General features: G+C 60.3%; 16 protein-coding genes. 7 read left to right on the top strand and 9 right to left on the bottom strand.

Annotation, left to right across the window (positions count from 1 at the left end; translation table 11 throughout):
* The first annotated feature begins 1196 nt into the window (after positions 1–1196).
* Positions 1197–3224 carry an FG-GAP-like repeat-containing protein gene (locus NQJ30_RS02725; protein ID WP_255768200.1) on the top strand — a complete coding sequence of 676 codons (2028 nt, stop codon included), beginning with the start codon at positions 1197–1199 and terminating at the stop codon, positions 3222–3224.
* Between the two features lie 276 nt (positions 3225–3500).
* Here the strand turns inward: NQJ30_RS02725 and NQJ30_RS02730 are convergent, their stop codons facing one another.
* The 4 genes from NQJ30_RS02730 to NQJ30_RS02745 all read right to left on the bottom strand — a co-directional run bounded on the left by NQJ30_RS02730 (position 3501) and on the right by NQJ30_RS02745 (position 7017).
* Positions 3501–4361: a glycosyltransferase family 2 protein gene (locus NQJ30_RS02730; RefSeq protein WP_255768201.1), complete on the bottom strand. Its 861-nt coding sequence runs from the start codon at positions 4359–4361 to the stop codon at positions 3501–3503.
* Positions 4358–4858: a GtrA family protein gene (locus NQJ30_RS02735; protein WP_255768202.1), complete on the bottom strand. Its 501-nt coding sequence runs from the start codon at positions 4856–4858 to the stop codon at positions 4358–4360. The genes NQJ30_RS02730 and NQJ30_RS02735 overlap by 4 nt, the downstream gene beginning before the upstream one ends.
* Before the next feature lie 127 nt (positions 4859–4985).
* Positions 4986–5942 (bottom strand): NAD-dependent epimerase/dehydratase family protein, encoded by a 957-nt coding sequence (locus NQJ30_RS02740; RefSeq protein WP_255768203.1) that lies wholly within the window; start codon positions 5940–5942, stop codon positions 4986–4988.
* Positions 5932–7017: a glycosyltransferase gene (locus NQJ30_RS02745; protein WP_308215146.1), complete on the bottom strand. Its 1086-nt coding sequence runs from the start codon at positions 7015–7017 to the stop codon at positions 5932–5934. Before NQJ30_RS02745 ends, NQJ30_RS02740 begins: the two co-directional genes overlap by 11 nt.
* Before the next feature lie 120 nt (positions 7018–7137).
* Here NQJ30_RS02745 and NQJ30_RS02750 point away from each other — a divergent pair, with 120 nt between their 5' ends.
* The 4 genes from NQJ30_RS02750 to NQJ30_RS02765 all read left to right on the top strand — a co-directional run bounded on the left by NQJ30_RS02750 (position 7138) and on the right by NQJ30_RS02765 (position 12662).
* The gene (locus NQJ30_RS02750) at positions 7138–9441 is read left to right on the top strand and encodes a hypothetical protein (protein WP_255768205.1); all 2304 of its coding nucleotides are present in this window, start codon (positions 7138–7140) and stop codon (positions 9439–9441) included.
* Positions 9442–9502: 61 nt separating this feature from the next.
* Positions 9503–10204 (top strand): glycosyltransferase family 2 protein, encoded by a 702-nt coding sequence (locus NQJ30_RS02755; RefSeq protein ID WP_255768206.1) that lies wholly within the window; start codon positions 9503–9505, stop codon positions 10202–10204.
* A 2-nt stretch (positions 10205–10206) separates the two neighbouring features.
* Positions 10207–10644 carry a DUF2304 domain-containing protein gene (locus NQJ30_RS02760; protein WP_255768207.1) on the top strand — a complete coding sequence of 146 codons (438 nt, stop codon included), beginning with the start codon at positions 10207–10209 and terminating at the stop codon, positions 10642–10644.
* Between the two features lie 68 nt (positions 10645–10712).
* Positions 10713–12662, top strand: coding sequence for a DUF7657 domain-containing protein (locus tag NQJ30_RS02765; protein WP_255768209.1), 1950 nt, complete (start codon positions 10713–10715; stop codon positions 12660–12662).
* Between the two features lie 39 nt (positions 12663–12701).
* Here the strand turns inward: NQJ30_RS02765 and NQJ30_RS02770 are convergent, their stop codons facing one another.
* Both NQJ30_RS02770 and rfbA read right to left on the bottom strand, forming a co-directional pair.
* Positions 12702–14162, bottom strand: coding sequence for a DUF2142 domain-containing protein (locus NQJ30_RS02770; RefSeq protein WP_255768403.1), 1461 nt, complete (start codon positions 14160–14162; stop codon positions 12702–12704).
* 116 nt (positions 14163–14278) lie between these two features.
* The gene (gene rfbA / locus NQJ30_RS02775; RefSeq protein ID WP_255768210.1) at positions 14279–15148 is read right to left on the bottom strand and encodes a glucose-1-phosphate thymidylyltransferase RfbA; all 870 of its coding nucleotides are present in this window, start codon (positions 15146–15148) and stop codon (positions 14279–14281) included.
* A 57-nt stretch (positions 15149–15205) separates the two neighbouring features.
* Here rfbA and rfbB point away from each other — a divergent pair, with 57 nt between their 5' ends.
* On the top strand, positions 15206–16204 hold the full coding sequence (gene rfbB / locus NQJ30_RS02780) for a dTDP-glucose 4,6-dehydratase (protein WP_255768211.1): 999 nt from the start codon (positions 15206–15208) through the stop codon (positions 16202–16204).
* A 2-nt stretch (positions 16205–16206) separates the two neighbouring features.
* On the top strand, positions 16207–17610 hold the full coding sequence (locus NQJ30_RS02785; protein WP_255768212.1) for a sugar nucleotide-binding protein: 1404 nt from the start codon (positions 16207–16209) through the stop codon (positions 17608–17610).
* Between the two features lie 201 nt (positions 17611–17811).
* Here NQJ30_RS02785 and NQJ30_RS02790 read toward each other — a convergent pair whose 3' ends face one another.
* The 3 genes from NQJ30_RS02790 to NQJ30_RS02800 all read right to left on the bottom strand — a co-directional run bounded on the left by NQJ30_RS02790 (position 17812) and on the right by NQJ30_RS02800 (position 22466).
* Complete coding sequence (locus NQJ30_RS02790; RefSeq protein ID WP_255768213.1) at positions 17812–18375, bottom strand: GtrA family protein; 564 nt, start codon at positions 18373–18375, stop codon at positions 17812–17814.
* Positions 18372–19952: a DUF2142 domain-containing protein gene (locus NQJ30_RS02795; protein ID WP_255768404.1), complete on the bottom strand. Its 1581-nt coding sequence runs from the start codon at positions 19950–19952 to the stop codon at positions 18372–18374. Before NQJ30_RS02795 ends, NQJ30_RS02790 begins: the two co-directional genes overlap by 4 nt.
* A gap of 240 nt (positions 19953–20192) precedes the next feature.
* The gene (locus NQJ30_RS02800; protein ID WP_255768214.1) at positions 20193–22466 is read right to left on the bottom strand and encodes a GH25 family lysozyme; all 2274 of its coding nucleotides are present in this window, start codon (positions 22464–22466) and stop codon (positions 20193–20195) included.
* Positions 22467–22895: the final 429 nt, after the last annotated feature.

Consider the following 22895-nt stretch of genomic DNA (forward strand, 5'->3'; position numbering starts at 1 on the left):
CAATGTGATCACCTTCCATAAAGGTCAATGGCCTCATATTCAGTTAACGTTATGGCCCTATTTTCGGTTGGCGTCAACACGGCGTCGCGGGCCGCGACGTGCTTGGCAGCAGTGTTATGCGAGCAGCCTGTGAGCTCCGCCTTGGCGCGCAAACGATCCGGCCAGATCGTAGGCAGCAAGAATCTCCATGATTTCTTCATCATGCTTCCTACAGCGCTTCTTCCCGAGCGACTTGGTGCGTCTAGACACCATCACTAAATCCCGGGGAGGAGTCCGCGGTGCTTAAGAAGCGACAGGTCCACTATGGAAGTGGGCCGATCTCATGCAAGCAATGTGCCATCCGGGGGGCCAGCAAAGCTGCGCTGTGTTCCCGATATCAGCGAACCGCTGTAGGCTCTGCCGACCCGTCGCTGGGCCCCACAGGTATTCTTTGCACACTACGCGCCCGGCCGTAAGGCCCGTCAGCTTGACTACTTGATTCACTTTGCGAGTACTCAGGGCAGGAATCTCTCCTACGTGCCTTCGATTGACCAGCTACCTGTCTTTTCCATCGATGCCACATTCGGGTAGCTACCCGGCTTGAAGGCCGTTTGTCACAGTGTCAGTCTGGTTACCAAAGTCGGCTCAGCCAAGATCGACCCGCAGCTTGGTCCACAGCGAAGCGCACGAGGGCAGTTGATTGGGGGGAACATCGTGGGGACAACCCCTGAATTATCACGCCCAGCCCTTCTGGGCGCCTTCAGAATATGCGGTGTCCGGCGGAACAGACTCTGGTTCGCTGTCAACTTGAGCATGCACAAGCCGTTGCGGGTCACAGCAGTTCAGGTCAGGATCTTGGACTCCCCATGGCCATACGCCGAGTCTGAAGTGATCTGGGGAACCTGGAACTCGTCAGGTTGGAACCTTCCAAATTGCGCCAGTCGGCATGGAACGCACCCTCCACTCCTAACCAGGACCAGAGGACCGTCACCCCCTACGTTGTCGCCGCCCGGCTGCAGCGCATCGAAGAAAGGGGTCGTCGGAGTCCAGCCGGTCATGCCAGAGGTTCAGGTAGTGGCACTCCCCTCACCCCACTCGGCTGTGTCGCCCGGCGCCGTCGGTCATCCGAAAGAACGGAGAAACTCATGACAGGAACTAGAACTAGCTTGGCGCGGGGGCGCAGCAAGCTAGTGACCATTGGGGTGACATTGGCGGCCATGGCCGCCGCAATGCTCACGCCTGGAGTGGCCAACGCGGTCACGGACAACCCCGCACCAGCGCCGCTCGTGTCCTTCACATTCGACGACGCCCAGGCCAGCGCGATTACGGCGGCGGCCCCCGTACTTCAGAAGTACGGGCTGACCGGTACGAGCTACGTGGCCACAGGCTGCGTCGGCATGACCACGGTGCCGAACACCTGCCGGGCCAACACCGATGTCCCCTACATGACGTGGGCCCAGATCACGCAGTTGCAGAACACCTACGGCTGGGAAATCGCGTCGCATACGGTTGACCATCAGTGCCTCGTAAGTGTCGGCAACGATTGCCAAGCGACCAAGCTGACGGCGGCACAGGTGGACGCCGAACTGGCTGACAGCAAAGCCGCACTGGCGGCGCAGGGTTTCAACGCGACTGCCTTCGCTGCGCCTTACGGCGACTACGACATGTCTACGGTCGCCGAGGTGGCCAAGTACTACACCTCGATGCGCGGCTTCGCTGATGTTGGCAACAACCCTTGGCCGCTCGGCGACCTCCTGCTGCACAATACGCCAGCCGTTGAGGTGACCACTCCGGTGGCCACGCTAAAGGCGAAGGTCGACGAGGCGATATTGAACAAGACCTGGGCAATCTTCACGTTCCACGACATCAGGACGAGCCCGAGCCAGACCCCTGACGACTACCAGTACGGCACTGCCGAGCTCGACCAGCTGGCCGCGTACGTCAAGACCAAGGTGGACGCCGGCCAGATCAAGAACGTCAACATCAGCAAAGGCCTCGTAACAGGGACGCCGAACCTGATGCCTAATCCGACGTTCAACAACGGACTCGGGGACGGCTGGCGCACGGACGCCCCGACGGCGGTCACGGTCGACTCCGGCAACAACGGCAGCTACCCGGACTCGGCGAAGTCCATCAAGCTCGTCTCCGGTGGTGCCACGGCCGTGCACCTGTTCTCACCGCTGGTCCCCGTTTCATCGACCACAAGCTATTTGTATAAGGCGTTCCTCAACGTAGCGGCGATCACCACCGGCGAGGTTAACTTCTACGTCGACGAGTACAACTCGGCAGGCACGTGGATCTCGGGGCAGTGGAAGAAAGTGGAGAATGCCCGGTGGGTGGAATCGATGAACTTCGCCTACACCCCGACCTCGTCCACAGTCGCCTCGGCCAGCATGCAGGTTGCGGTATCCGGCACGGGCGTCACGGCCTACGTGGACAACGTGCAGATGCTTACGTCCGCTGCTGGTACCACCCCGCCGCCCGCTGCAAAACGGTTGAATGATTTCAACGGTGATGGGAAAACGGACCTTATCGCACGGGACGCCGCCGGGGAACTCTGGTTGTATCCCGGTACAGGAACCGGGGACTGGTTCAAGCGGATCGACCTTGGAGCCGGGTGGAATGTGATGTCCGCGATTGTCAGCACCGGGGACTTTAACGGTGACGGAAAAGCCGACGTGATCGCCCGGGATAAGTCTGGTGAACTGTGGCTCTACCCGGGGAACGGGACCGGAGACTGGTCAACTCGCCAAAACCTCGGGGGCGGGTGGAACGTGATGACTTCCATTGTCGGTCCCGGGGACTTCGATGGAGACGGCAAGCCGGACCTAATCGCACGGGATTCCTCGGGTGAGCTCTGGCTATATCCGAACAACGGCGCCGGTGACTGGTTCAAACGCGTCGATCTTGGGTCGGGGTGGAACATCATGACCTCGATCGCCGCCCCAGGCGACTTCAACAACGATGGAAAGGTAGATCTCGTGGCCCGTGACAGCAGCGGCGAGTTCTGGCTCTACCCCGGCAACGGCAAGAACGAGTGGCTCAAACGAGTCGACCTCGGCGGCGGCTGGAACACCATGACCGCGATTACTGCACCGGGAGACATGAACAGCGACGGACTGCCGGACGTGATCGCCCGCGACAGCACCGGCGAGTTGTGGCTGTACCCGAACAACGGAACCGGCGACTGGTTCAAACGGATCGATCTGGGCTCCGGCTGGAACCCGATGACCGCTATCCTCTGACCAGAGCGAGGCGATGGACCCCGCAGCCGCGGCGGCCTCGTGTGAGCCGGGGTGATCTGCAGGAAGCTGCAGATCACCCCGGCTCATTTAAGTGCTCAAAATCACTACGTGCAAAGGAAGGGCGGACTCCCGGCGTTCCCTCGCTGGCACCAGGGTACTGGAGACACCGCCGGACGTCGTCACCAAGTGAGCTACGTAGAAATTCGTCAGGCATCACAGCCGAACTATAGGGCATCCCCAGTGGCATCCCTGGCCAAATAAATGAGCCAAATGAGGTTAGACGGTGCTCTCCACGGCGTGTTGATGACCCATGCGTCGGTTCAGACGGACATAGGCAAGTCGGCGAGCATATGACATCGCGATGGCCTTTGCATTGCCAACAGCCACGTCGAGCGGACTTAGCAACGAAGGGTCATCGTTGCGGAGTTGCTTATGAAATGCGATTGCCTGGTCGGACTGTTGACGCGCGAGCCGAACACTCCATTGGCTGGCACTGATCCTGAAGGAGGCAAGGGTTTCCTTCAGCGCCACGAAGTCGCCGTGCCGGCAGATACGCACCAGAGTCGCTTCATCAATGAGATAGGGGTGCGAGTTATCCCACCAGCCTTCTTGGGCCAGCACTTCGCGCTTGAACAGCGAGCACGCAGGTTCGCCAAAAATATTTGAGCCGGCAAGAACAGTTGCCCGAATGGCTTGGCGGCCGGAGATGCGGCCATTCACACCTTGCAGGCCGCGCCCTTTCAGGAAGAGCCTGCCGTCGGCATCGACCAAGTCACGGTGAGACGACACCATGACGGTACCGACGTTATCTTCCAGGGCCTTGACCTGAAGTTCCAGTGCATCTGGTGAGATGAGGTCATCACCACAAACCAGCTTCAGGTATTCACCGGTGGCCGCCTTGCTAACGCGATTCCAGTTGGCCTGAGCACCGCCGCCGGCAGGTGTAGGAGTCAGCACCCGAACCTTGGCATTGCCTGCAAACCGGGCAATGACGTCAGCTGTTCCGTCGATCGAGGAGTGGTCGGCAATGACCACCTCGTAGTCATCAAATGTCTGATTTAGCACCGAGTTCAGGGTCTCCTCGATGTACTGGACGTTGTTATACGCCGGGATGACGATCGAGACTTTGGGGCTCATGGGGTGCTTTCCTCAGTGGCTTTCTTCTTGGGGGTCACGGGTTCGGGGCTTCGACGGAAGGAGAAATATTTGTGGCCGAAGTAGTTGATTATTACCGTGACGCAGGTGATGGCGATTTGGGATGGAATCTGGGGGTACCCGAGCACCTCGTGTGCCACAAACAGCAGCGCCATGTTCGTGAAGAACATCGTCAGATTGACCAGAGTAAACCTTCCGAGGTCCAGCCAAAAATGGCCCTCAACTCGGAACACCAGCTTCCGGTACACGAAAAATACGGAGACAAGGGACACGACGAATGCGATGCTCAGTACGGCGGGCGAAGGCAATCCCGGGTACAGCCAGGCAATAACAATGAAGAGGGCGGTGCTGAAGGCCGTGTTGGCCCCGCCCACAAGGATAAATGCCACGCGTTCGTCCTTGATGATCCGCAAGAGGGGGCCGGGGGGGCCGCTCGGGATACCCTTGACAGCCTCGTCAGGCGCTTCAGGCTGCTTCATGGGACCCACCTACTCTCTGAATTTCGGGGCGATAAACCGGCAAAGACACACTCTAGACTACCGAAGTGCGACATGCCGGGCATAATGCGGTCGCCGGACCGGTGATGGGGTAGTGGTGAGCGATCGGTCAGAGGTGCCCCTCAAGGGCCAGTCGCTGAACCTCCTGCACCGTGGTGTTGATTCCCACGGCCAGTGGTGTGACGGGATGTGCGTCGAGTTCCGGCCATACAACGGATTTCATGCGAAGGTCGTGCGCCTGTGCTTTGGCGAAAGGGGATGCGCCCAGCACGATTAGTGGGCGGCGTTTGAAAATGGCACGACAAGCGCCTATTAGGTTTCCGATGGTGTCGGCCCGCTGCGAGGCAAGAATTTTCACCACAGTCTCACCGGGGCCGATGTCCGGACGCTCAAGGCGATCCAATCCATCGGCAATGAGCCGGCTCGCGTCGTCGATAAATAGGTAGTCCCGTAGGGTGTCGAGGGAGACATAAACCGAGACAGGCGCTCCAGTGAGATGGGCCTTCGCAAATACCGAAATTAGGCCTTGGGGCTTCTTCAGGTTCTGGCCTGGACCGTAAAGGTTACTGACGCGGCCAATCAGCGTGCGGACCCCGGTGCGCCGACCGAAGTCCGCCACTGCAGCTTCGGCGCGGAGCTTAGCCAAACCATATGGCGCAAGGGGTTGGACGGGACTTCGTTCGGTGAAGGGAGGACCACTGGAGCCGGCGTAGACTGCGCCAGCGGAGGAGGCCAAGAACATCGCGCCGTTCTGCCCGCCATCGGCGCAGAGCGTTGCCTGGAAGACCTCAAGTGCTTGCGTAAACATGGCAAGTTCCGCCGAGAGGGCATCCGGTGAAGTGCCTGTGACTCCGGCGCCTGCGCACCAGACAATTGTCCAACGGCCTGAGGCCGCTGACTCTCGAAGCGCCTTGGCGCCCGCTTGGAATGCCCTGAGCGCACCATCGGAGTCAGACCAGGGAATCTTACTTGTCAGAACCGGCAGACCCCGCGCCTGGAGTTCTCGTACGACGCCTTTGCCGAGAAGGCCCCCGGCGCCGATCACCCACGTGGACCTAGCCTGCATCAGTAACCGGGCCGGAGTGCAGCTTGGCCGGCGAGGCGGGTATGGTCTTGCCGAGTGGACCCAGGGCAGGGTCACTCACAATCAGGTAGGCGGGCTTTCCCATGGCCATATTAACATTTACGCCTACGTACTCCGCGATGACGCCCAAAGCAAAGAGGATGGCTCCGGTACTGACCAACAGGACGACCATTGTTGACGTCCAGCCTTGCTGCCCGGCTCCGTGGCCGGTGATATATGCGATCACGAAGTAAATGGCGAGTCCAACGCCAGCAAGAGCGAAGAGGGCGCCGACCAGGCTAACCAGGCGTAGCCCACGCGTCCCGCTCGAGATGACCATCCGCCAGAAGTGGGAGAGTAGAGAACGCAGGCGGTAGCCCGAGCGGCGGTCTCCCTCCTCACGCAGCATTACTGGGCAGGTTGCAGTTTTGTCGGCTATCCAGCCCATAGCCACGTCAAGATAAACGCCGTGGCCTGCGTAGGCAGCTACTGAGCGTGCGACTTCACCGGTAACCAGCCGGAAACTCTGGTAGCTCGTGGCGTCATCACTTGAAAGCAAGAAACGGACGGTTCGCTTGGCACTTTTGGAGGCCACGTTCCGCAGGAAACCGTGAGGTGCCGCGTTGCTGGGCATGGCGTACGTAACCGCGGCATTCTCGGCCATGGCTGTATCGAGCAGGTCTTCGATGGCAGCCGGGTCATGCTGCCCGTCCTCGTCCATGGTTACAACCCAATCGCCTCCCGCCGAGGCCATGCCGGCTAGGGTGGCGGCATGCTGCCCGAAGTTCCGGCTGAGCCAGACGCCTCGGACTATGTCGATAGAACTCGTGAGGGAGCGGATGACGGCGGCTGAATTGTCAGGGCCGTGATCAAAGACCAAAAGGACTTCCGAGATTTGGTAATCATGGCCGCCCTTCGTGGTTGACACTCGTTGGTATGGCAGGAGCTCGTTGACGACTCCAACCAGAGTCTTCTCGCCTTGGTACACGGGGATAACGATGGATATGCGATGGGGCGTCGAGCTAGTCTCTGGTTGAGGGAGTGTCATACTAAGAGATTCTAGCGGCTCCCATCCCATCAACGCCGCAGGCGGTTCCCCTTCCGCCCGGACCTCAAGGCCCGTCAGTGGCATGAGGGCTGAGAAAGTTCGCTCAGGTAATATGAGTCTGTCCCTCGCAAGCCAACCTGCGGCGGTCGCATGCCCAAACTGAAGGAACCCGAATTGCAGCCTTTCCTCCCGTCCTCGTCAAACAACAGGAAATGGCTATTGTTGACGGCTGGTTCGGTCGTCGTATTGAGTCTTATCCCACTGATTTTCTACAGCCGATTCTATTTCCAGGACGACACTGAGAATGGCGCCTACGGTGTGTGGTACCACCTTGGAGAAAGCCTGATTCAAGGCAAAATTCCGGTCCTGAACCCTTCAGTTTGGTCCAGCGGCAATTACATTGCCGAGGGGCAATGGGGCACTTGGAACCCACTGGTCATGCTTTTTGGCTTGCTTGCCTACATCAGCCCGAACACTGTCGTGCTGACAACCGTCCTCAAGATCGCCATGTTGGTAACCGCTGGCATGGGAACTTTTGTTCTGGCGCGAAGTTATTCGCTGTCCCCGGAGTGGGCGTTCATCGTCGGTATTGCGGTTCCACTAAATGGTTTTACGATGTACTTCGATGCGCCGTCCTGGGTGACAGGGGCACTTGTGTGGGCCATCTTCCCCTTCTTCTGGGCCGAACTCCGACAGCTCATGGCAGGCAAGAGGAACCCGTTCTGGGCATTCATCACCGGGTACCTGATAGTGACGGTTGGATACGTTGCGGGCACACTGGCCATAGGGTTCATCCTGCTCGCAGTAGGCATCGAGACTCTAATTCGCAAAGCATGGCGTCCGGCCATCCGAATCGCGCTGACCGGACTTTCCATGGCTCTTGTTGCAGTGGTTGTCTTCCTGCCTGGCGTCCTGACTGCGGCTGTTACGACTCGTGGAACAACGGGCATCTGGAACGACGATTACATGAGCATCGACTTCAACAGCCTGCTGATCGCGCCGATTGCTACCGCGTACCCCCAGCTTCTGTCCTGGTGGTGGTCAGGAACAGCTGCGACAAGCCCTGCGGCCTACATCGCCTGGTTCCTCCCGGCCATCGCGTTCGTGAGCTGGAGCAGATTCAAGCAGATCGCCCCTGAACTACGTGACCTTTTCCTTTTTCTGACGGCATCGGTGGCTTTTGTTCTGCTGCCGACGACCATCGGGCCTCTCCGCTACCCCGCCCGCTTCATGCCTTACGTGGCCACAGGTGCAGTTTTACTCGTGATCGTCTCCCTTGCCCGGGCCCGGCGAAGCAACATCGGGCGCCCCTCTCTGTATTTTGCAGTCGGACTAGTGATGTTGGGGTTCTACCTCGGGTGGGCGCAGGTTCCCGCCCGGTTTTCGTCGATTTTCGTTGCAGCAGTGGTTGTAATCGCGGCGTTGATCGCCCTCTGGTGGCTCCTTAACCATCCTGAGGTGCAATCTCACCGCTGGAACAGGGCTGGCTTGAGCGCTATGTCGCTGATTGCTATCGGCGCGCTGCTGGCAACAACAGGGACGACACTCCTACAGCATCGAACTTCCCCCAAGAGCTCGCTGTCGATTGCCAACCAACCCTCAGATGTGTCCACCTATAAGGGCGTGCTCAGCGGTGTAAAGAATGACGTACTCGTTGTCGGCGACGCACTTGACTATCCTCAGGAAAAGGCGACCTGGGAACAAACCCTCATGGCTAATGCCTGGTACCTCAGCGACGCCAGCGTTTTGAACCGCTACCAACTGGTTGGCTTCTCAACTTTCAATGATCTTCTTTGTCTGCGCTACTTAGGCGGTACGTGCCCCGAGCTGGCGGAGAGGCTATTTGAGACCAGAGCCGAGACGGGCTTGAAGCTTGTTGACGAGTTGCAGATAGATAACGTGCAAATTCTCAAGGAATCGTTTGACAAGCCCCAAGTGGGCATGGCATCGAATAACTACGTCTCCCGTGATGAAGAAGTCCGCATCCCTCCTTTGCCCACCGGTTGGCATGTCGCCAACGAAACCGAGGAAACTCTTTTGTGGAGCCGGGACGTTCCCATCGGACCGGCGGGTGGCGTGGCCTGGAGCCAATCCGGAACGCGCGTGAGTGAAGTTTCGAGGAGCGACACTCAGGTAGTCCTGAAGGTGGACGAAGTGCCAGCAGGAGGTGGCCATGTAGCACTTAGCCGGCTGCCATGGCCGGGCTACAGCGTCGAGGGGGCAGAACTTTCGAAACGGCCAGTTGGAGGTTACCTGTTAGGCCTGGAAATCCCTGCGAATTCGGACGGAAAACTTATCACCGTTAGCTTTGAGCCTCCAGGTTGGCGCATTGGAATTCCGGTCTGGGCCGTGGCAGTGGTTGGAATGCTGGTTTGGAGCCTGTTGGCTGTGCGACGCAAACGCAGGGATGCCAAAATACAGCCTGCGGACGGGCACCTTCAGGGGGTGATGTAGCGTTATGACTGAAGTTGGGAGCAACATGAGTTTTCCGTCCTTGACCAAAGTTTTGGTCATCATGCCGGCATGGAACGAACGCGAGTGTATTGGCAATACTGTCCGTGAGGTCATCGAACTGGAACGGAACTACGACGTTCTCGTCGTCGACGACGGATCGGAAGACGGCACCCCCGAACTTGCGGAAGCCGCGGGAGCCCACGTGCTTCGATTGCCATTCAACCTCGGAGTCGGGGGTGCAATGCGGGCTGGGTTCAAATATGCCCACCGAATGGGTTATGACGCCGTCGTCCAAGTTGATGCTGACGGGCAGCACGACCCTAAGGACATCCCGTCAGTAGTCGCCGGACTTGAACATTCTGATATTTCGATCGGTGCCCGGTTCGCGGACAAGGGGGAGTACACAGTCAGCGGGCCTAGGAAATGGGCGATGCGACTGCTGGCGGTCGTAATATCACGGATCGCCGGGACCGAGCTCACTGACGTGACATCCGGGTTTCGTGCCGCGAACACTCGCGCCATATCACAGTATCTGAAGCACTATCCTGCCGAGTACCTGGGCGACACTATCGATTCGCTCGTGGTGGCGATCCGCTCAGGCTGCGTTGTCTCGCAGACCGGGGTTGAGATGCGGCCCCGCCAAGGGGGACAGCCAAGCCACAACCCGGCGAAGTCAGCAATTTACCTGGTCCGGTCGATGCTTGCTCTGTTATTTGCCATGACCCGGGGCAAGGCCCGCTCCTCTCACGAAAGCGATAACTGACCGTGGAAAGCATTGCCGCTCTCATCTTCTCTCTGCTTGTCTTGGGAAGCGTCGTATTCCTGCTCCGCGGTAAGGGCCTACGGGAAAAGTACGCCTTCCTCTGGCTGCTTGTCGCCGTTGGGTGCCTTGTCCTCACTGCAATCCCGGGCATGCTGCGTGGAGTCACTTCCCTCATAGGGGTGCAGGTCCCGTCTAACCTGCTCTTTGCCGTGGGCATCATTTTCCTGACAGGCGTGGCATTGCACCTGTCATGGGAGGTGTCGGTGTTAGAGGAAGAAGCTCGCACTCTCTCGGAGGAAGCCGCAATTAACCGGGTACGTCTGGAGGAGCTGGAGCGTAAGATCGAGTTTTTGGCGGCCACTGTTGGCGATTCGGGCCGGGCAGCACCGACCGCTACGTCTACTACGCCCAGAGGGCAGTCACAACGCCGAACTGATTGATCTCCAGGATTTCAAGGACTAGAAGCCTCCCAGCATGGTGTGGAGCGTACGGAGGAACTTAGTTGAAAATGCGATTTTCCACGCCTATTGACGAGGCGGCCCGCAAATTCCAGCTGTGGATTTGTGTCAATGACCGTGCCTTGCGCCTCATCACGCTGCTGGTCTTCGTGGTCTTCGTTCTGTTCGGGATCACGACGTCGTCCGTCGGTATTTCAGAACTCCGGCAGGATCCGGCCAACCCGTTGGGATGGCAGTTCGGCACGTCCCGCGCCATCCGGTCGGATGAAATTCACGCGTTTTCGGCCATTGTCATCTCCATCCTGGCCACTCACGGCGCCCCAAGCCTGAGTCCGCTGGCCGCTCGGGCAGATCTCGTGCACCGGTTTCCGACCGACGGTTTCTTTGAGCAGTTCGTTTTTTTTGATTCGACCATGCTCCGTGCCGCCACGGTCATTCCAGAACAGATGCTCTTCGCCGCGCACTGGTGGCTGCCGTCGCTCATCCTGCTATTGGCCATGCCAACCTGGTTCCACCAGCTCGGACGCTCCCGCCGGTTCGGCTGGCTCGCCGCGGTACTGATCGTGCTTTCGCCGTCAAGCGCGTGGTGGTCGCTGATGCCGGTAGCGCTGATCGCCTACACGCTGGGTGGCTGTGTGCTGATGATTGCCGCGTTTGAGCGTTTCGCGAAGGGGCAGCGACTCGCTCCGGTATTGCAGGCCGTTGTCGGCGGTATCTTGATAGCGGGCCTTCCCACCTTTTATGCTCCGTGGTCGCTGCTGCTTGGACTGCCAGTCCTCATTGCCTCAACTTTGTGGATCCTGTTTCGCCGTGCCGGCTGGGCGCCCCGTTTAAAATCCACTCTTATCACAGGCGGTACGGCTGCACTGTTTGGCTTTGGAACCCTGCTTGAGAACAGGGAAGGGCTCCAGGCGCTGCTAAACACGGTCTATCCTGGCTCGCGGCGGGTGGAGTCAGACCCACAGCCCTTGGGCCGCCTTCTCGGTGCGCCAGCCCTCGGGCCGTTGCAATACGGTGATCCCGTAGGCATCAACGCTAGCGAATTGTCATCGTCGTTCACCGTTTTCTTCGTCTGGATCCTCGTGATCGTTCTGGCGGCACAATGGCGGTTTGCGTTTAGGGAAAACATCGTCGAATGGACGTTCGGGACGTGGTCTGCGTTATGGATTGTCTGGATTACGGTGGACCTTGGACCCGTCAGTCAAAAGTTTCCGCTGCTCAATCTCGTCACACCGCCGCGGGCAGGTCAGGTGGTGGGCGTGCTCGCGGTTATCCTCCTTGGCCTCCTGCTCAGCCGGTGGATGGCGCCTGTGTCCTGGCGTGTCCCCCTCGTGGCCGGTGCCACATGCGGCCTGGCCACAGGCTATGCGGCGTCCCTGCTGAAGGTGTCGGATTTGCCGTCGCTGTCACCCGCGCTCATACTCGTCGTATCGGTCGGAATCGCCGTCGTGGTTGCCGCCATCACGAAGTATCCGCAGCGACTTTGGCCACTGGCTCTCTGTATTGTGCTGGCGGCGCTGCCAGTGGCCCGGGCGAATCCGGTGCTGGCGGGGCTGGGCGATCTGCGCGCATCGGAGACCGCCCGGGCGATAGCTGCCCAAGCACCTGCAGCAAGATCTGAGGGAAAACTCTGGGCCGCGGATACGCCGTCGCTGAACACCCTCCTTCTGACCAACGGAATGCCTTCGCTCTCGGGGCTCCAGCGGTCCGGCCCGGACGTCGTGGCCTGGCAAAAGCTGGATCGCACATCGGAATTCGCCAACAAGTGGAACCGCGGGGGTGGCTACATCTTCTTCGCTTGGGCTCCCGGCCAGCCGACGTCGTACGAGACAAACGACTTCGACGCTGTCGGGGTGAGTATCGATCCCTGCACTCTCAAGGGCGCGTGGCAGAACCTGGACCGGATCGTCTCTTCCAGGCCGCTTGAGGCACCCTGCCTGACTTTGGACTCTGAACTCCAGTGGCAGGGCAAGGCTGCTTACATCTACGCGGTCCGCTGAGGTTGGGCGGCTTCACCGGAAACCGGTAATATAACGCCCTCAGGCGGAAGAAGCCACCGGCTCGGCCCCGCGCCGCTCCGCGCGGACAGCACGGCGTAGCAGCCAGAGCGCCAGGATCAGGATCCCTGCGAACCCGGCAAGGCACAGCAGCGTTCCGCCAGGGGGCTGCCACGACGGGGCAGTAACCATATCCAGCCACCGGCGGTCCACTGCCCACCCGGTCACATATCGCCTCAGCGTGTGCGCGAAGGTCCAGAATTGGAGGACCGCAACGAGGACCGCCGTCGCATTGAGGATCGCCATGGCCTGCGACGAGAACCCGCGGGCATCCATTCGGTCTAAAGCAAGGCCGCAGACCATCAGCAGCGGTACGAAGACGGCAAGGATGTATCGGCCCTGCCAGATGATCCCGATTGTAGCGACGGCCTGTGCTTGGAGGAGCGGCGGGAGTAACAGTAACGAGGCGAGCAGGAATATCGTTGCGGTCCGCGCGCGGCCTTTGGCCAGTACGAGGGCGGCCATCACGAGCAAAGTTCCGAGCCCCAGCCAGAGCACAAACGCGCCCATGGGTGCAGGGACTTCCAGCCAGCCAAACTGCCCTACATATCCGGTGGCGTAGTCAAACGTCCGGTCCAGCATGATCTCGGCTCCGGTAAGCGGAGACGATCCGGCAGCCTCGAACGGATTGCTGGAAAGGCTGTCATGCCGGGTTATCCAGTACAGCGCGAAGGCGCATGACAGACCAATCGCCGCGGATCCGGTCCACACCCAGGCGTTGCGGCTCAATGCCTTGATCTGCGGCCAAGTGCCCAGAATGCACGCGGTGGTGGCCATAAGCGCCAGCCAGAGGAGGGAGAGACCCTTCGTGTTGGCAAGCACGCAGGCGGCCGCCGTGATGACGGGCACGTAACGCCGGTAGGCTCCGGGGTCAGCGGAGCGTTCCAGAAGCAAGACAAGGTTGGCCAACAGAGCGGCAGACGTGGCGTACTCCAGGGAATTCGGATTCACGGTCCCATTAAGGAAAAGCACCATGGGTGTCATCGCGGCGGCAGTCGCTGCTACGGCCCATTTCCTGCGGCGTAACCGCGAGAGCGCCGAAAAGGCAGAGGCGAGGAACAAACAGCTGAGTAGGGCACTGACGAGGCGCATCCCGTACACAGCGGCGGCGCCGTTATTCAGCAGGGACGGCAGCCCAACGACAGCGTAGTAGAGCGGGTTGTAGTTGCCGGCGGAGGTTCGGGCGTCCACCAGTAAGCTCTTGTCCCCGCTGAAAGGCGGGACGCAGGAAGGAGTAATGTCTTTTTTCTGGGCGAAGCAGCCAAACGTGTCGTAGTAGCCGATGCCTGCCGGTACCGTGACGAGTTGGAAAGCACCGCCGTCGGGCATTTCACGGCCGGTCAGTTCACCACGTACGACAGCCGCCGCCTTGATGGCATGTGCAGGCTCGTCGGGCGCCCCCATCAACGGGGTCGCGAAGGTCCAAGCGCCGGAAAGACCCATCAGCACCAAAAAAATCCACCAGAACGTTCGACGTCGGCCTGTGCCTTTCAGGCGTTCAGCCGGGTGAGTGTCGTCCGCCCTTTCACGTTCCAATGTTCGAGCCACTGCCGCTTGGGTCAACGACCGTTTTCCAGCAGGCCAAGGAGGTAGCTTCCGTAACCACTCTTCATGAGCGGTTCGGCACGTTCCCGGAGCTCGTCGTCGCTGAGGAAGCCAAGGCGCCAGGAGATCTCTTCAGGGGCGCCGATCTTCAGGCCCTGACGGTTTTCCGTCGTCCGGACGAAGTTGGACGCGTCGTTCAGATCGTTGAACGTTCCGGTGTCCAGCCATGCCGTGCCGCGGGGAAGGATTTCAACGTGGAGCTTCTCGCGTTCGAGGTATGTCCGGTTGACGTCCGTAATCTCCAGCTCACCGCGAGCTGACGGTTTCAGGTTCCGGGCGATCTCAACGACGTCGTTGTCGTAGAAGTAGAGACCGGGCACGGCGTAGTGGCTCTTGGGCTTCGCAGGTTTCTCCTCCAGGGAAATGGCTTTGCCGCTGGAATCGAACTCGACCACACCATAAGATTTCGGGTCGGACACCCAATATCCAAAGACAGCGCCGCCATCGATGTTTTCGAAACGGCGCAGCTGGGTACCCATGCCGTGACCATAAAAGATGTTGTCGCCGAGAACCAGCGCCACGGGTTCATTCCCGATGTGCTCGGCTCCGAGCACGAACGCTTGGGCGAGGCCATCGGGGGAGGGCTGCTGCAGATAGCTGAGGTTCACACCAAATTGCGAGCCGTCTCCCAGGAGGCGCTGGAATTGTTCGGCGTCGTGGGGAGTGGTGATGATAAGGATGTCGCGGATGCCTGCCAGAATCAGCGTGGACAGCGGGTAATAGATCATGGGCTTGTCGAAGACCGGCATGAGCTGCTTGCTGACGCCGAGTGTAATGGGATGGAGCCTCGAGCCGGTACCGCCGGCCAAAATGATTCCGCGCATACAGGCCATCTTCTCTGCTAACTCCTGCATCGGCCAAATCCGGTAACCTTTGAAACTATGCAGCGACTACTAGTTACCGGCGGCGCCGGCTTTATCGGCTCCAATTTTGTCCACTACATAATGTCCCACACGGACAACTTCGTGACCGTGCTCGACAAGATGACGTACGCGGGCAATGCTGAGTCGCTCAAGCATCTTCCGGCCGACCGCTTTCGGTTCGTCAAGGGGGACATCTGCGACCAGCCGCTGGTCGATGATCTGGTGGCCACTCACGACGTGGTGGTTCATTACGCAGCGGAGTCGCACAACGACAACTCCCTGCATGACCCGCGGCCATTTCTGGACACCAACATCATCGGGACTTACACGCTCATCGAGGAGGCCCGGAAGCATGGCAAGCGCTTCCACCACATCTCCACCGACGAGGTCTACGGCGACCTGGACCTCGATGACCCGGAGCGGTTCACCGAGGACACCCCCTACAACCCGTCCAGCCCGTACTCCTCCACGAAGGCCGGGTCTGACCTGTTGGTCCGGGCGTGGGTGCGTTCGTTCGGTCTGCAGGCGACCATCAGCAACTGCTCGAACAATTACGGGCCGTACCAGCATGTGGAGAAGTTCATCCCGCGCCAAATCACCAATGTCATCGACGGGATCCGGCCCAAGCTCTACGGCAAGGGCGAAAACGTCCGGGACTGGATCCACGCCAATGATCACTCCTCCGCCGTCCTGGCGATCATCGACAAGGGCATCATCGGGGAGACCTACCTGATCGGCGCCGACGGCGAAAAGAACAACAAGGACGTCGTCGAGCTCATCCTGAAGCACATGGGCCAGCCCTCGGATGCATACGACCATGTGGTCGACCGGCCCGGTCACGATCTGCGCTACGCCATCGACTCCACGAAGCTCCGCGACGAGCTCGGCTGGCAGCCGCAGTTTTCGAACTTCGACGCAGGCATTGAGGACACCATCAATTGGTATCGGGCCAACGAGGACTGGTGGCGGCCCCAAAAGGCCGCCACGGAAGCCAAGTACAAGGAGCAGGGCCAGTAGGAATGGAGTTCCAGAAAAAGCTCTCCGTCACGGAGACCCCAATCCCGGGGGTACTCCTCTTCGACCTGCCGGTCCATGGAGACAATCGCGGCTGGTTCAAAGAGAACTGGCAGCGCGAAAGAATGCTGGCCGCCGGCCTCCCCGATTTCGGGCCGGTCCAGAACAACATCTCTTTCAATGACAAAGCCGGTACCACACGGGGAATCCATGCGGAACCTTGGGACAAGTTCGTCTCGGTGGCTTGTGGACGCATTTTCGGAGCCTGGGTGGATCTGCGGGAAGGCCCCACCTTCGGAGCGGTCTTCACCGCCGAGCTGGATGCTGGCAAAGCGATCTACATTCCACGCGGGGTCGCCAACTCGTACCAGACCCTTGAGGACAACACGTCGTACGTCTACTTGGTCAACGATCACTGGTCCGCGGATGCGGAGTACACATTCCTCAACCTCGCTGACGAGACTGTCCGAATTCCGTGGCCAATTCCACTGGACCGGGCCGAACTTTCAGAAAAGGACAGGGCGCACCCTCGGCTGAAAGACGTGGTGCCCATGCCGCCGCGGCGCACGTTGGTGCTGGGCGCCGGTGGACAGCTGGGCAAAGCCCTGCGGGCCGCGTATGCCGGCGATACGAATGTGGAGTTCGCGGACCGCGGCGACTTTGATGTCGCCGATCCTGCATCGTATGCCGCTCGAAACTGGCGGCGGTACTCCGTCATTATTAACGCGGCTGCCTACACCGCGGTAGACGAAGCGGAAACGGACGAAGGGCGCGGTGCGGCCTGGGCTCTCAACGTGGCTGCCGTCACAGAACTTTCGAGAGTTGCAGTGCGTTACGGAATCGTGCTGGTGCACATATCCAGTGATTACGTTTTTGACGGCACCTTGAAGAGCTACAGTGAGGACGAGAAACCGGCGCCCTTGGGAGTCTACGGCCAAACGAAGGCCGCGGGAGACGCCGTCGCCAGCGTTGTCCCCCGCCATTACATCGTCCGTACAAGCTGGGTTATCGGGGAGGGCAGCAATTTTGTGCGCACTATGACGGTGTTGGCGGCCAAAGGAGTCACCCCGACGGTCGTTGATGACCAGGTGGGCCGGCTAAGCTTCGCCGAGGACCTTGCCGCGGGCATCAAGCACCTCCTGAAGGTTAAGGCGCCTTTTGGCACCTATAACCTGACCAACGACGGCGCGCCCCAGTCGTGGGCGGACGTTGCCGCTGAGGTCTTTGAACTGGTGGGGGCCTCCCGCGGAGATGTCACCGGAGTCTCCACCGAAGAATATTTCCGGGGAAAGGCGGCGGCACCCCGGCCGCTCAACAGCGTCCTTGCTTTGGACAAGATCAAGGCGACCGGATTTGCGCCGGCAGACGCCTCACAGCGGCTGGTGGAATACGTACGCAACGGTCTATAGCGGAACGCCGTTGGAAAGACGGTACCGGTTCGCTGCCGCCGGTGCATCGGTACCGACGAACCTGAACTGGCGGCAGGTCGTTGCATCCGCACTACTTGTATTCAAGAGCTGCTCCACGGGAGTCTGAACGGATCTCTCAGTCCAACTTCCGGGAGCAGCAAAATTCTTGCGTCCAGGCCTGGGTGATTGGCCCACGCGCTTCTAGGCGGACTCTGCCTTGGTCCGTTCTGCCTTCCCGGTAGATGCGGGCTTGCCCGTCTCCTGGGCGTAGTGCTGGGCGTCGTCGCCCTCAGGAAGCAGATGCTTGTGCTCATGGGGGCTCTGGTGGGTCGATTTCCTTCCAAAGACCCAATGCTGGTACAGGTAGAAGTTCCAGATGGTCATGGCAGCTGTGGAAATGACTTTGCCGCCCATGTACCCCAGAATCGTTGGCGTCAGCAATTGCACGATGAGCACAGTTGCCAGGGTATTGGCGACCACCAGTATTCCGTATCGGATCATGCTGACATGGGTCCGATGTGAGGATTCGAATGAGAACTTCCGCTGCACCAGGAAATTGAAGATCAGGCTGCTGACGAAGGCCGTGGCGCTGGCAATACCGACCTCCCAGTGGAAAACCTCGTGCAGCAAAACGAGGAGGCCAAAATCGACACCGAACGAGAGCCCGCCTACGATCAGGTAACGGACGGCGCTGTGGCCAAAGATCTTACCCAGCAGCCCCCGGGTTACTTTCGCCGACGCCTCAGGGCGAACCGTCCGCCTCACGGCTTGGCCTGGCCTGCGGGCGCAAGTCGTTCGCTCGCGCCGGCTGTGGGTGCCGGACCAGGGTTGTGGGGACCCGTGGCCGCAACGGACGGGCCCAGGGGGTTGGCTTCTTGTCCCATTTGGTCGGTTTCCTTTGAGAACACTGCTCCAGCTGCCGAGTTGGAGCGAACATGGCGCAGCAGCAGGAACATGCCCAGCAATGTGCCCGCGGTAAAAACCGTAACGACGGGCAGGGTCCCCAGCGGGGGTTGCCACTGCGGGTTGCCGATCATGTCAATCCAACGAATGTCCATGGCCAGCCCAGTGCTATAGCGCCGCAGGACCCAGACGAACGTCAGGACTTGGCACAACGCGAGCAGGACAACGAGGGTGTTGAGGACGGGCACGGCGGGTGCGGGCCACGGCCTGCGATGCGCATTGTCCAGCGTGACTCCTGCGACCATGAGGCATGGAATGAAAATCGCCAAAATGTAACGTCCCTGCCACACCATTCCCTGTTCGGTGATGATAACCGCCTGCAGCAAAATAGGGAGGACAAGCAGAGCCGAAGAAGCGAAGATCGTGCCGACCCTGTAGCGGCCGCGGCCGTAGATGATTGCCGCGAGGGCCGCGGAGAAGAATACCGCGGTCCACAGGGCCATGACGCCGGTGGGTGCGTCCAGTTCGAGCCATCCGAATTGACCAATGTAGCCCTGCATGAAGAGGAACGTTCTGTCGATCATGATCTCAGCGCCGGCATCAAAGCCCAGCCCGGCGCCGTCGAACGGTTTGCTGTCGAGACTGTTGTGGCTGGCAACCCACCAAAGCGCATAGGCACACGATGCGCCGATCACCACAGCGCCTGCCCAAACTGCCGGACGCCGCAGCAGGGCCCTAAGTTCGGCCGCTGTGCCGAGGATGGCGACGACCAAAACGACGACGAGTAGCCAGAGCAGTGACAGGGCCTTGGTGTTGGCAAGCAGCGCTGCTGCGATTGTTGTAACGGCCACGGGCACAACAATGGAGCGTCCTCGGAGGGAACCCTTCAGTAGGAGAAGCAGGTTTGCCGCGATCGCTGCTGTGGTCCCGTATTCGAGGCTGTTCGGGTTGACGGACCCGTTGAGGAAAAGTGTCATGGGAGTAACACTGGCGGCCAGGGTAATAATTGCCCACTTGTACCGAGGCAATCGGGACAGTGCTGAAAATGCGAAGGCTAAGAAGATACTCGTAAGCAGTGCGCTCACCAGCCGCATACCGTAGACGGCTTTGAATCCGCTGGTGAGCAGCGAGGGCCACCCGACGGCAGCGTAGTAGACAGGGTTGTACAGGCCTGCAGTCGTCAGGCCCGACACTATCTCGGTCGGGTCGCCGGGGATCGCTGGCGAGCACTTCGGTGTTACCGCGAGGTTCCGCACAAAGCACGTGATTTGGTTGGTGTGCTCTATATAACGGGGCACCTGAACTGCAAGGAGGGGCCCGCCCTCGCCTGTCTGAGCACCGACAAGTTCGCCGCGCACCACGGCAGCAGCCTTAACAATGTGAGCCGGCTCGTCAGGGACTGATGAGAGCGGGGACGCCAGCGCCCAGCCGGAGCTCATCACGAAAATGACAAGTAGCGGCCACCAGAACCATCTGCCACCGGGGCGGCGGTCCGGTGAACTCACGATGGCGTGCTTCAAGGTGGGGGCTCCTCAGGGAATAGCGGTCGGCGCCCGTGCTGCTGACGGGTCTGCCTCAAGTCATGGCTCTAAGTAGTCTAAGCCAGTCCCCGCCGCCGCCTGCGCCGGGTCGCCCCCACGGAGGTTCCCCGGACCATCTGTCCGGGGAACCTCCGCGACTCAGGGCACTATTGCCAGGGTGCGGGGAAGGTAACCTTCGCTGGGCTTCATGCCGGTGCCTGAATAGGCCCAGAGGGAGCCGTCCGGCCGCCGTGCCACCAGATCCGGGTTGCCGTCGCTGGTGAGGTTCCAGCCATTGAGGATCCGGTCGTACACGTTCCAGCCGGTTCCGATTCGCACGGTGGCCCCGGGTGTACCAGTGCCGTCTCCGGGGTAGAGCCACAATGTGCCGTCGGGCATGCGGGCCATCAGGTCGTTCTTACCGTCCGCATTGAAGTCGCCGGCGCCGAAGAGCTGGTCGAAGGCGTCCCAACCATAGTCACCGACCTTGACAGCACCCTGATAGCCGCTGTTTATAGCATCGACTTTTCCAGTTCCTTTATACAGCCACAGAGATCCGTTGGGCTTCCGGGCGAGGAGGTCGTTTTTACCGTCGCCGTTGAGATCTCCGACGCCGGTGATCGTGTCGAAGGCGTCCCAGCCGGCCAAGCCAATCTTTATTGCGCCAGCGTAGCCGTTGCTGACCGAGTCCACGCGTCCAGTTCCCGGATACAGCCATAGCGTGCCGTCCGGCTTCCTGGCAACGAGGTCGTTCTTACCGTCGCCGTTGAAGTCGCCCACTCCGGCGAAGGCGTCGAAGGCCTCCCATCCGTAGTCACCGATCTTTTTCGGAGTTCCATAGGCTCCTATCCCATTGCCGGGGTAGAACCACAGGCTCCCGTCGGGTTTGCGGGCGAGTAGGTCTCCCTTTCCATCCCCGTTGAAGTCCTGGACCGACACAAGCGCGTTGAAGGCGCCCCAGCCGTATTCCCCGATCTTGCGGACGGCCTCGTAGCCCTGGTCTTTCATGGCGGTTCCAGCGTATAAGAAGACAGCGCCCGTGGGGTCGCTGGCCACGAAGTCAGCCATCCGGTCGCCGTTCACGTCTCCGGTCCCGACGATGTCGCTATAGATTTGCCAGCCTGTTCCGATCTGGCGTCCATTGACCATTACACCTCGACCAGCATTGGAATAGAACCAGAGGGAGCCGTCCGGCCGGCGGCCACCAAGATCATTGGTTCCGTCGCCGTCGAAGTCTTGGAACGCGACGAGCTGATCGAAGATCTGCCAGCCGAAGTCGATTTTACGGGCGCTTCCAGTCTGGCCAGTGCCCGTTCCCGAGTACAGATACAGGCTGCCATCAGGTGTGCGCGCGACTAGGTCTGCCTTTCCGTCGCCGTCGAAGTCGCGCACGCCCAATACAGAATCGAAGGCGTCCCACCCGTAGTCCCCGATTTTGACCGCCCGCGAGTACCCCTCGCTGGAGGAATTAACGATTCCGGTTCCGGCGTAGAACCATAGCGAGCCGTCCATCTTTCTCGCGACCAGATCGCTGCGCCCATCGCCGTTGTAGTCTCCTACACCCAAGACACGATCATATATTTGCCATCCGGAACCGATCACCCGGCCAGGTGAGTATCCGCCGGCCCCATTCCCCGCGTAGAACCACAACTGTCCGTCCGGCCGGCGGCTTATAAGATCGGCCTGGCCGTCACCATTGAAGTCGCCAGGTGCGATCGTTATGCGGGAACTATCGGATGGTTCGGGCGCAGGGCTTCCACCGGCAAAACGACGGAGGCCCTCGAGGTCACCGTTCCATACGTTTGAGTCACCCGCGAACGGACCGGTGCTGCTGTACTGCCAGATGCTGTAATTGCTCCAGCTGCCGGTCGGAACCGCGCCCGCATTGTTCGAGGGATTCATAGGATAAGACGCGACCCAAAGCGGGTAGTCTCCGAATCCAGAAGGATTGCCGAGGCACTGATTCCACCAGCTCGTGTTGGTGTAGATGACAGGAAGGCGGCCCGTCAGAGACTGCATTGTGCTTCCGAAATCGCGGACCCAGGTACTGAGCTGAGACGGGGACATGTCATAGCAGGTATTTCCCGGCCACCAGCCTGGGATGTCGGTGCGCCCCGCGTAGGGGTTGAACTCGAAATCGAGCACTGGCGGGAGCGTGTACCCGTCGGCCGTCCAGCCCCCACCATTCTGAACAAAGTAGCGGGCCTGCTCGGATCCTGAAGACCAGTTGGGGATTGCGAAATGATAGGCACCGCGGAACATGCCGACATTCCGGGAACCCTGATACTGCGAGCTGAATAGATCGTTCGTCAGGTAGCTGCCTTCGCTGGCCTTGACATAGGCGAACCTGGACCCCATGTTCCACTGCTGCTGCCAGTCGACATTGGGCTGGTGCCCGCTGACGTCCTGGCCCTGAACTCCGAACGTGGGCATCCATGTGCCCTCGGTGCCTAACGACTCCGTTGTCAGCATCCGCACGCTGGCCGAAGGGGAAGACGCTGTCACACGGGCAGAGCGCTGCCCCATCTCTGCGCCTGCTCCCACCGCGGCCGCCATGGACTCGTTGGATGCTGCAGGCAGGGGAGCGGCTGGTGCCGCAACTGCCGGCGCAGCCGGGACAGTAGATTCCGAAGTCACTGGCGAGGAGGATGCTACCGACTCAGGGACCGCCGTCGAAGGCGCCGGGGTCGGCGCAGCGACGGCTGTCGTCGACCCATCAGATGTGGGGGTAGGGCTGGGTTCCAGAGCAAAGGCGGCGCCTGCCAGGCCGGGGCCCGCCACAAGAGCGGCAGCCAGGACTGCTGTCCCCAGGACATGCAGCAGGGGACGGTGATTGTTAGGCTGGTTCCGCTTCATTTAGGC

This window comes from Pseudarthrobacter sulfonivorans, assembly GCF_024391045.1.
Classification (GTDB): domain Bacteria; phylum Actinomycetota; class Actinomycetes; order Actinomycetales; family Micrococcaceae; genus Arthrobacter; species Arthrobacter sulfonivorans_B.

Coding starts and splice junctions, on each gene's coding strand:
- NQJ30_RS02725 (WP_255768200.1), top strand. CDS start 1,197: ATGGCCGCCGCAATGCTCACGCCTGGAGTGGCCAACGCGGTCACGGAC.
- NQJ30_RS02730 (WP_255768201.1), bottom strand. CDS start 4,361: ATGAGCCCCAAAGTCTCGATCGTCATCCCGGCGTATAACAACGTCCAG.
- NQJ30_RS02735 (WP_255768202.1), bottom strand. CDS start 4,858: ATGAAGCAGCCTGAAGCGCCTGACGAGGCTGTCAAGGGTATCCCGAGC.
- NQJ30_RS02740 (WP_255768203.1), bottom strand. CDS start 5,942: ATGCAGGCTAGGTCCACGTGGGTGATCGGCGCCGGGGGCCTTCTCGGC.
- NQJ30_RS02745 (WP_308215146.1), bottom strand. CDS start 7,017: ATGGGATGGGAGCCGCTAGAATCTCTTAGTATGACACTCCCTCAACCA.
- NQJ30_RS02750 (WP_255768205.1), top strand. CDS start 7,138: ATGCCCAAACTGAAGGAACCCGAATTGCAGCCTTTCCTCCCGTCCTCG.
- NQJ30_RS02755 (WP_255768206.1), top strand. CDS start 9,503: ATGCCGGCATGGAACGAACGCGAGTGTATTGGCAATACTGTCCGTGAG.
- NQJ30_RS02765 (WP_255768209.1), top strand. CDS start 10,713: ATGCGATTTTCCACGCCTATTGACGAGGCGGCCCGCAAATTCCAGCTG.
- NQJ30_RS02770 (WP_255768403.1), bottom strand. CDS start 14,162: ATGGGTCTTTCCGGCGCTTGGACCTTCGCGACCCCGTTGATGGGGGCG.
- rfbA (WP_255768210.1), bottom strand. CDS start 15,148: ATGCGCGGAATCATTTTGGCCGGCGGTACCGGCTCGAGGCTCCATCCC.
- rfbB (WP_255768211.1), top strand. CDS start 15,206: ATGCAGCGACTACTAGTTACCGGCGGCGCCGGCTTTATCGGCTCCAAT.
- NQJ30_RS02785 (WP_255768212.1), top strand. CDS start 16,207: ATGGAGTTCCAGAAAAAGCTCTCCGTCACGGAGACCCCAATCCCGGGG.
- NQJ30_RS02795 (WP_255768404.1), bottom strand. CDS start 19,952: ATGAGCTCCGGCTGGGCGCTGGCGTCCCCGCTCTCATCAGTCCCTGAC.
- NQJ30_RS02800 (WP_255768214.1), bottom strand. CDS start 22,466: ATGCCCACGTTCGGAGTTCAGGGCCAGGACGTCAGCGGGCACCAGCCC.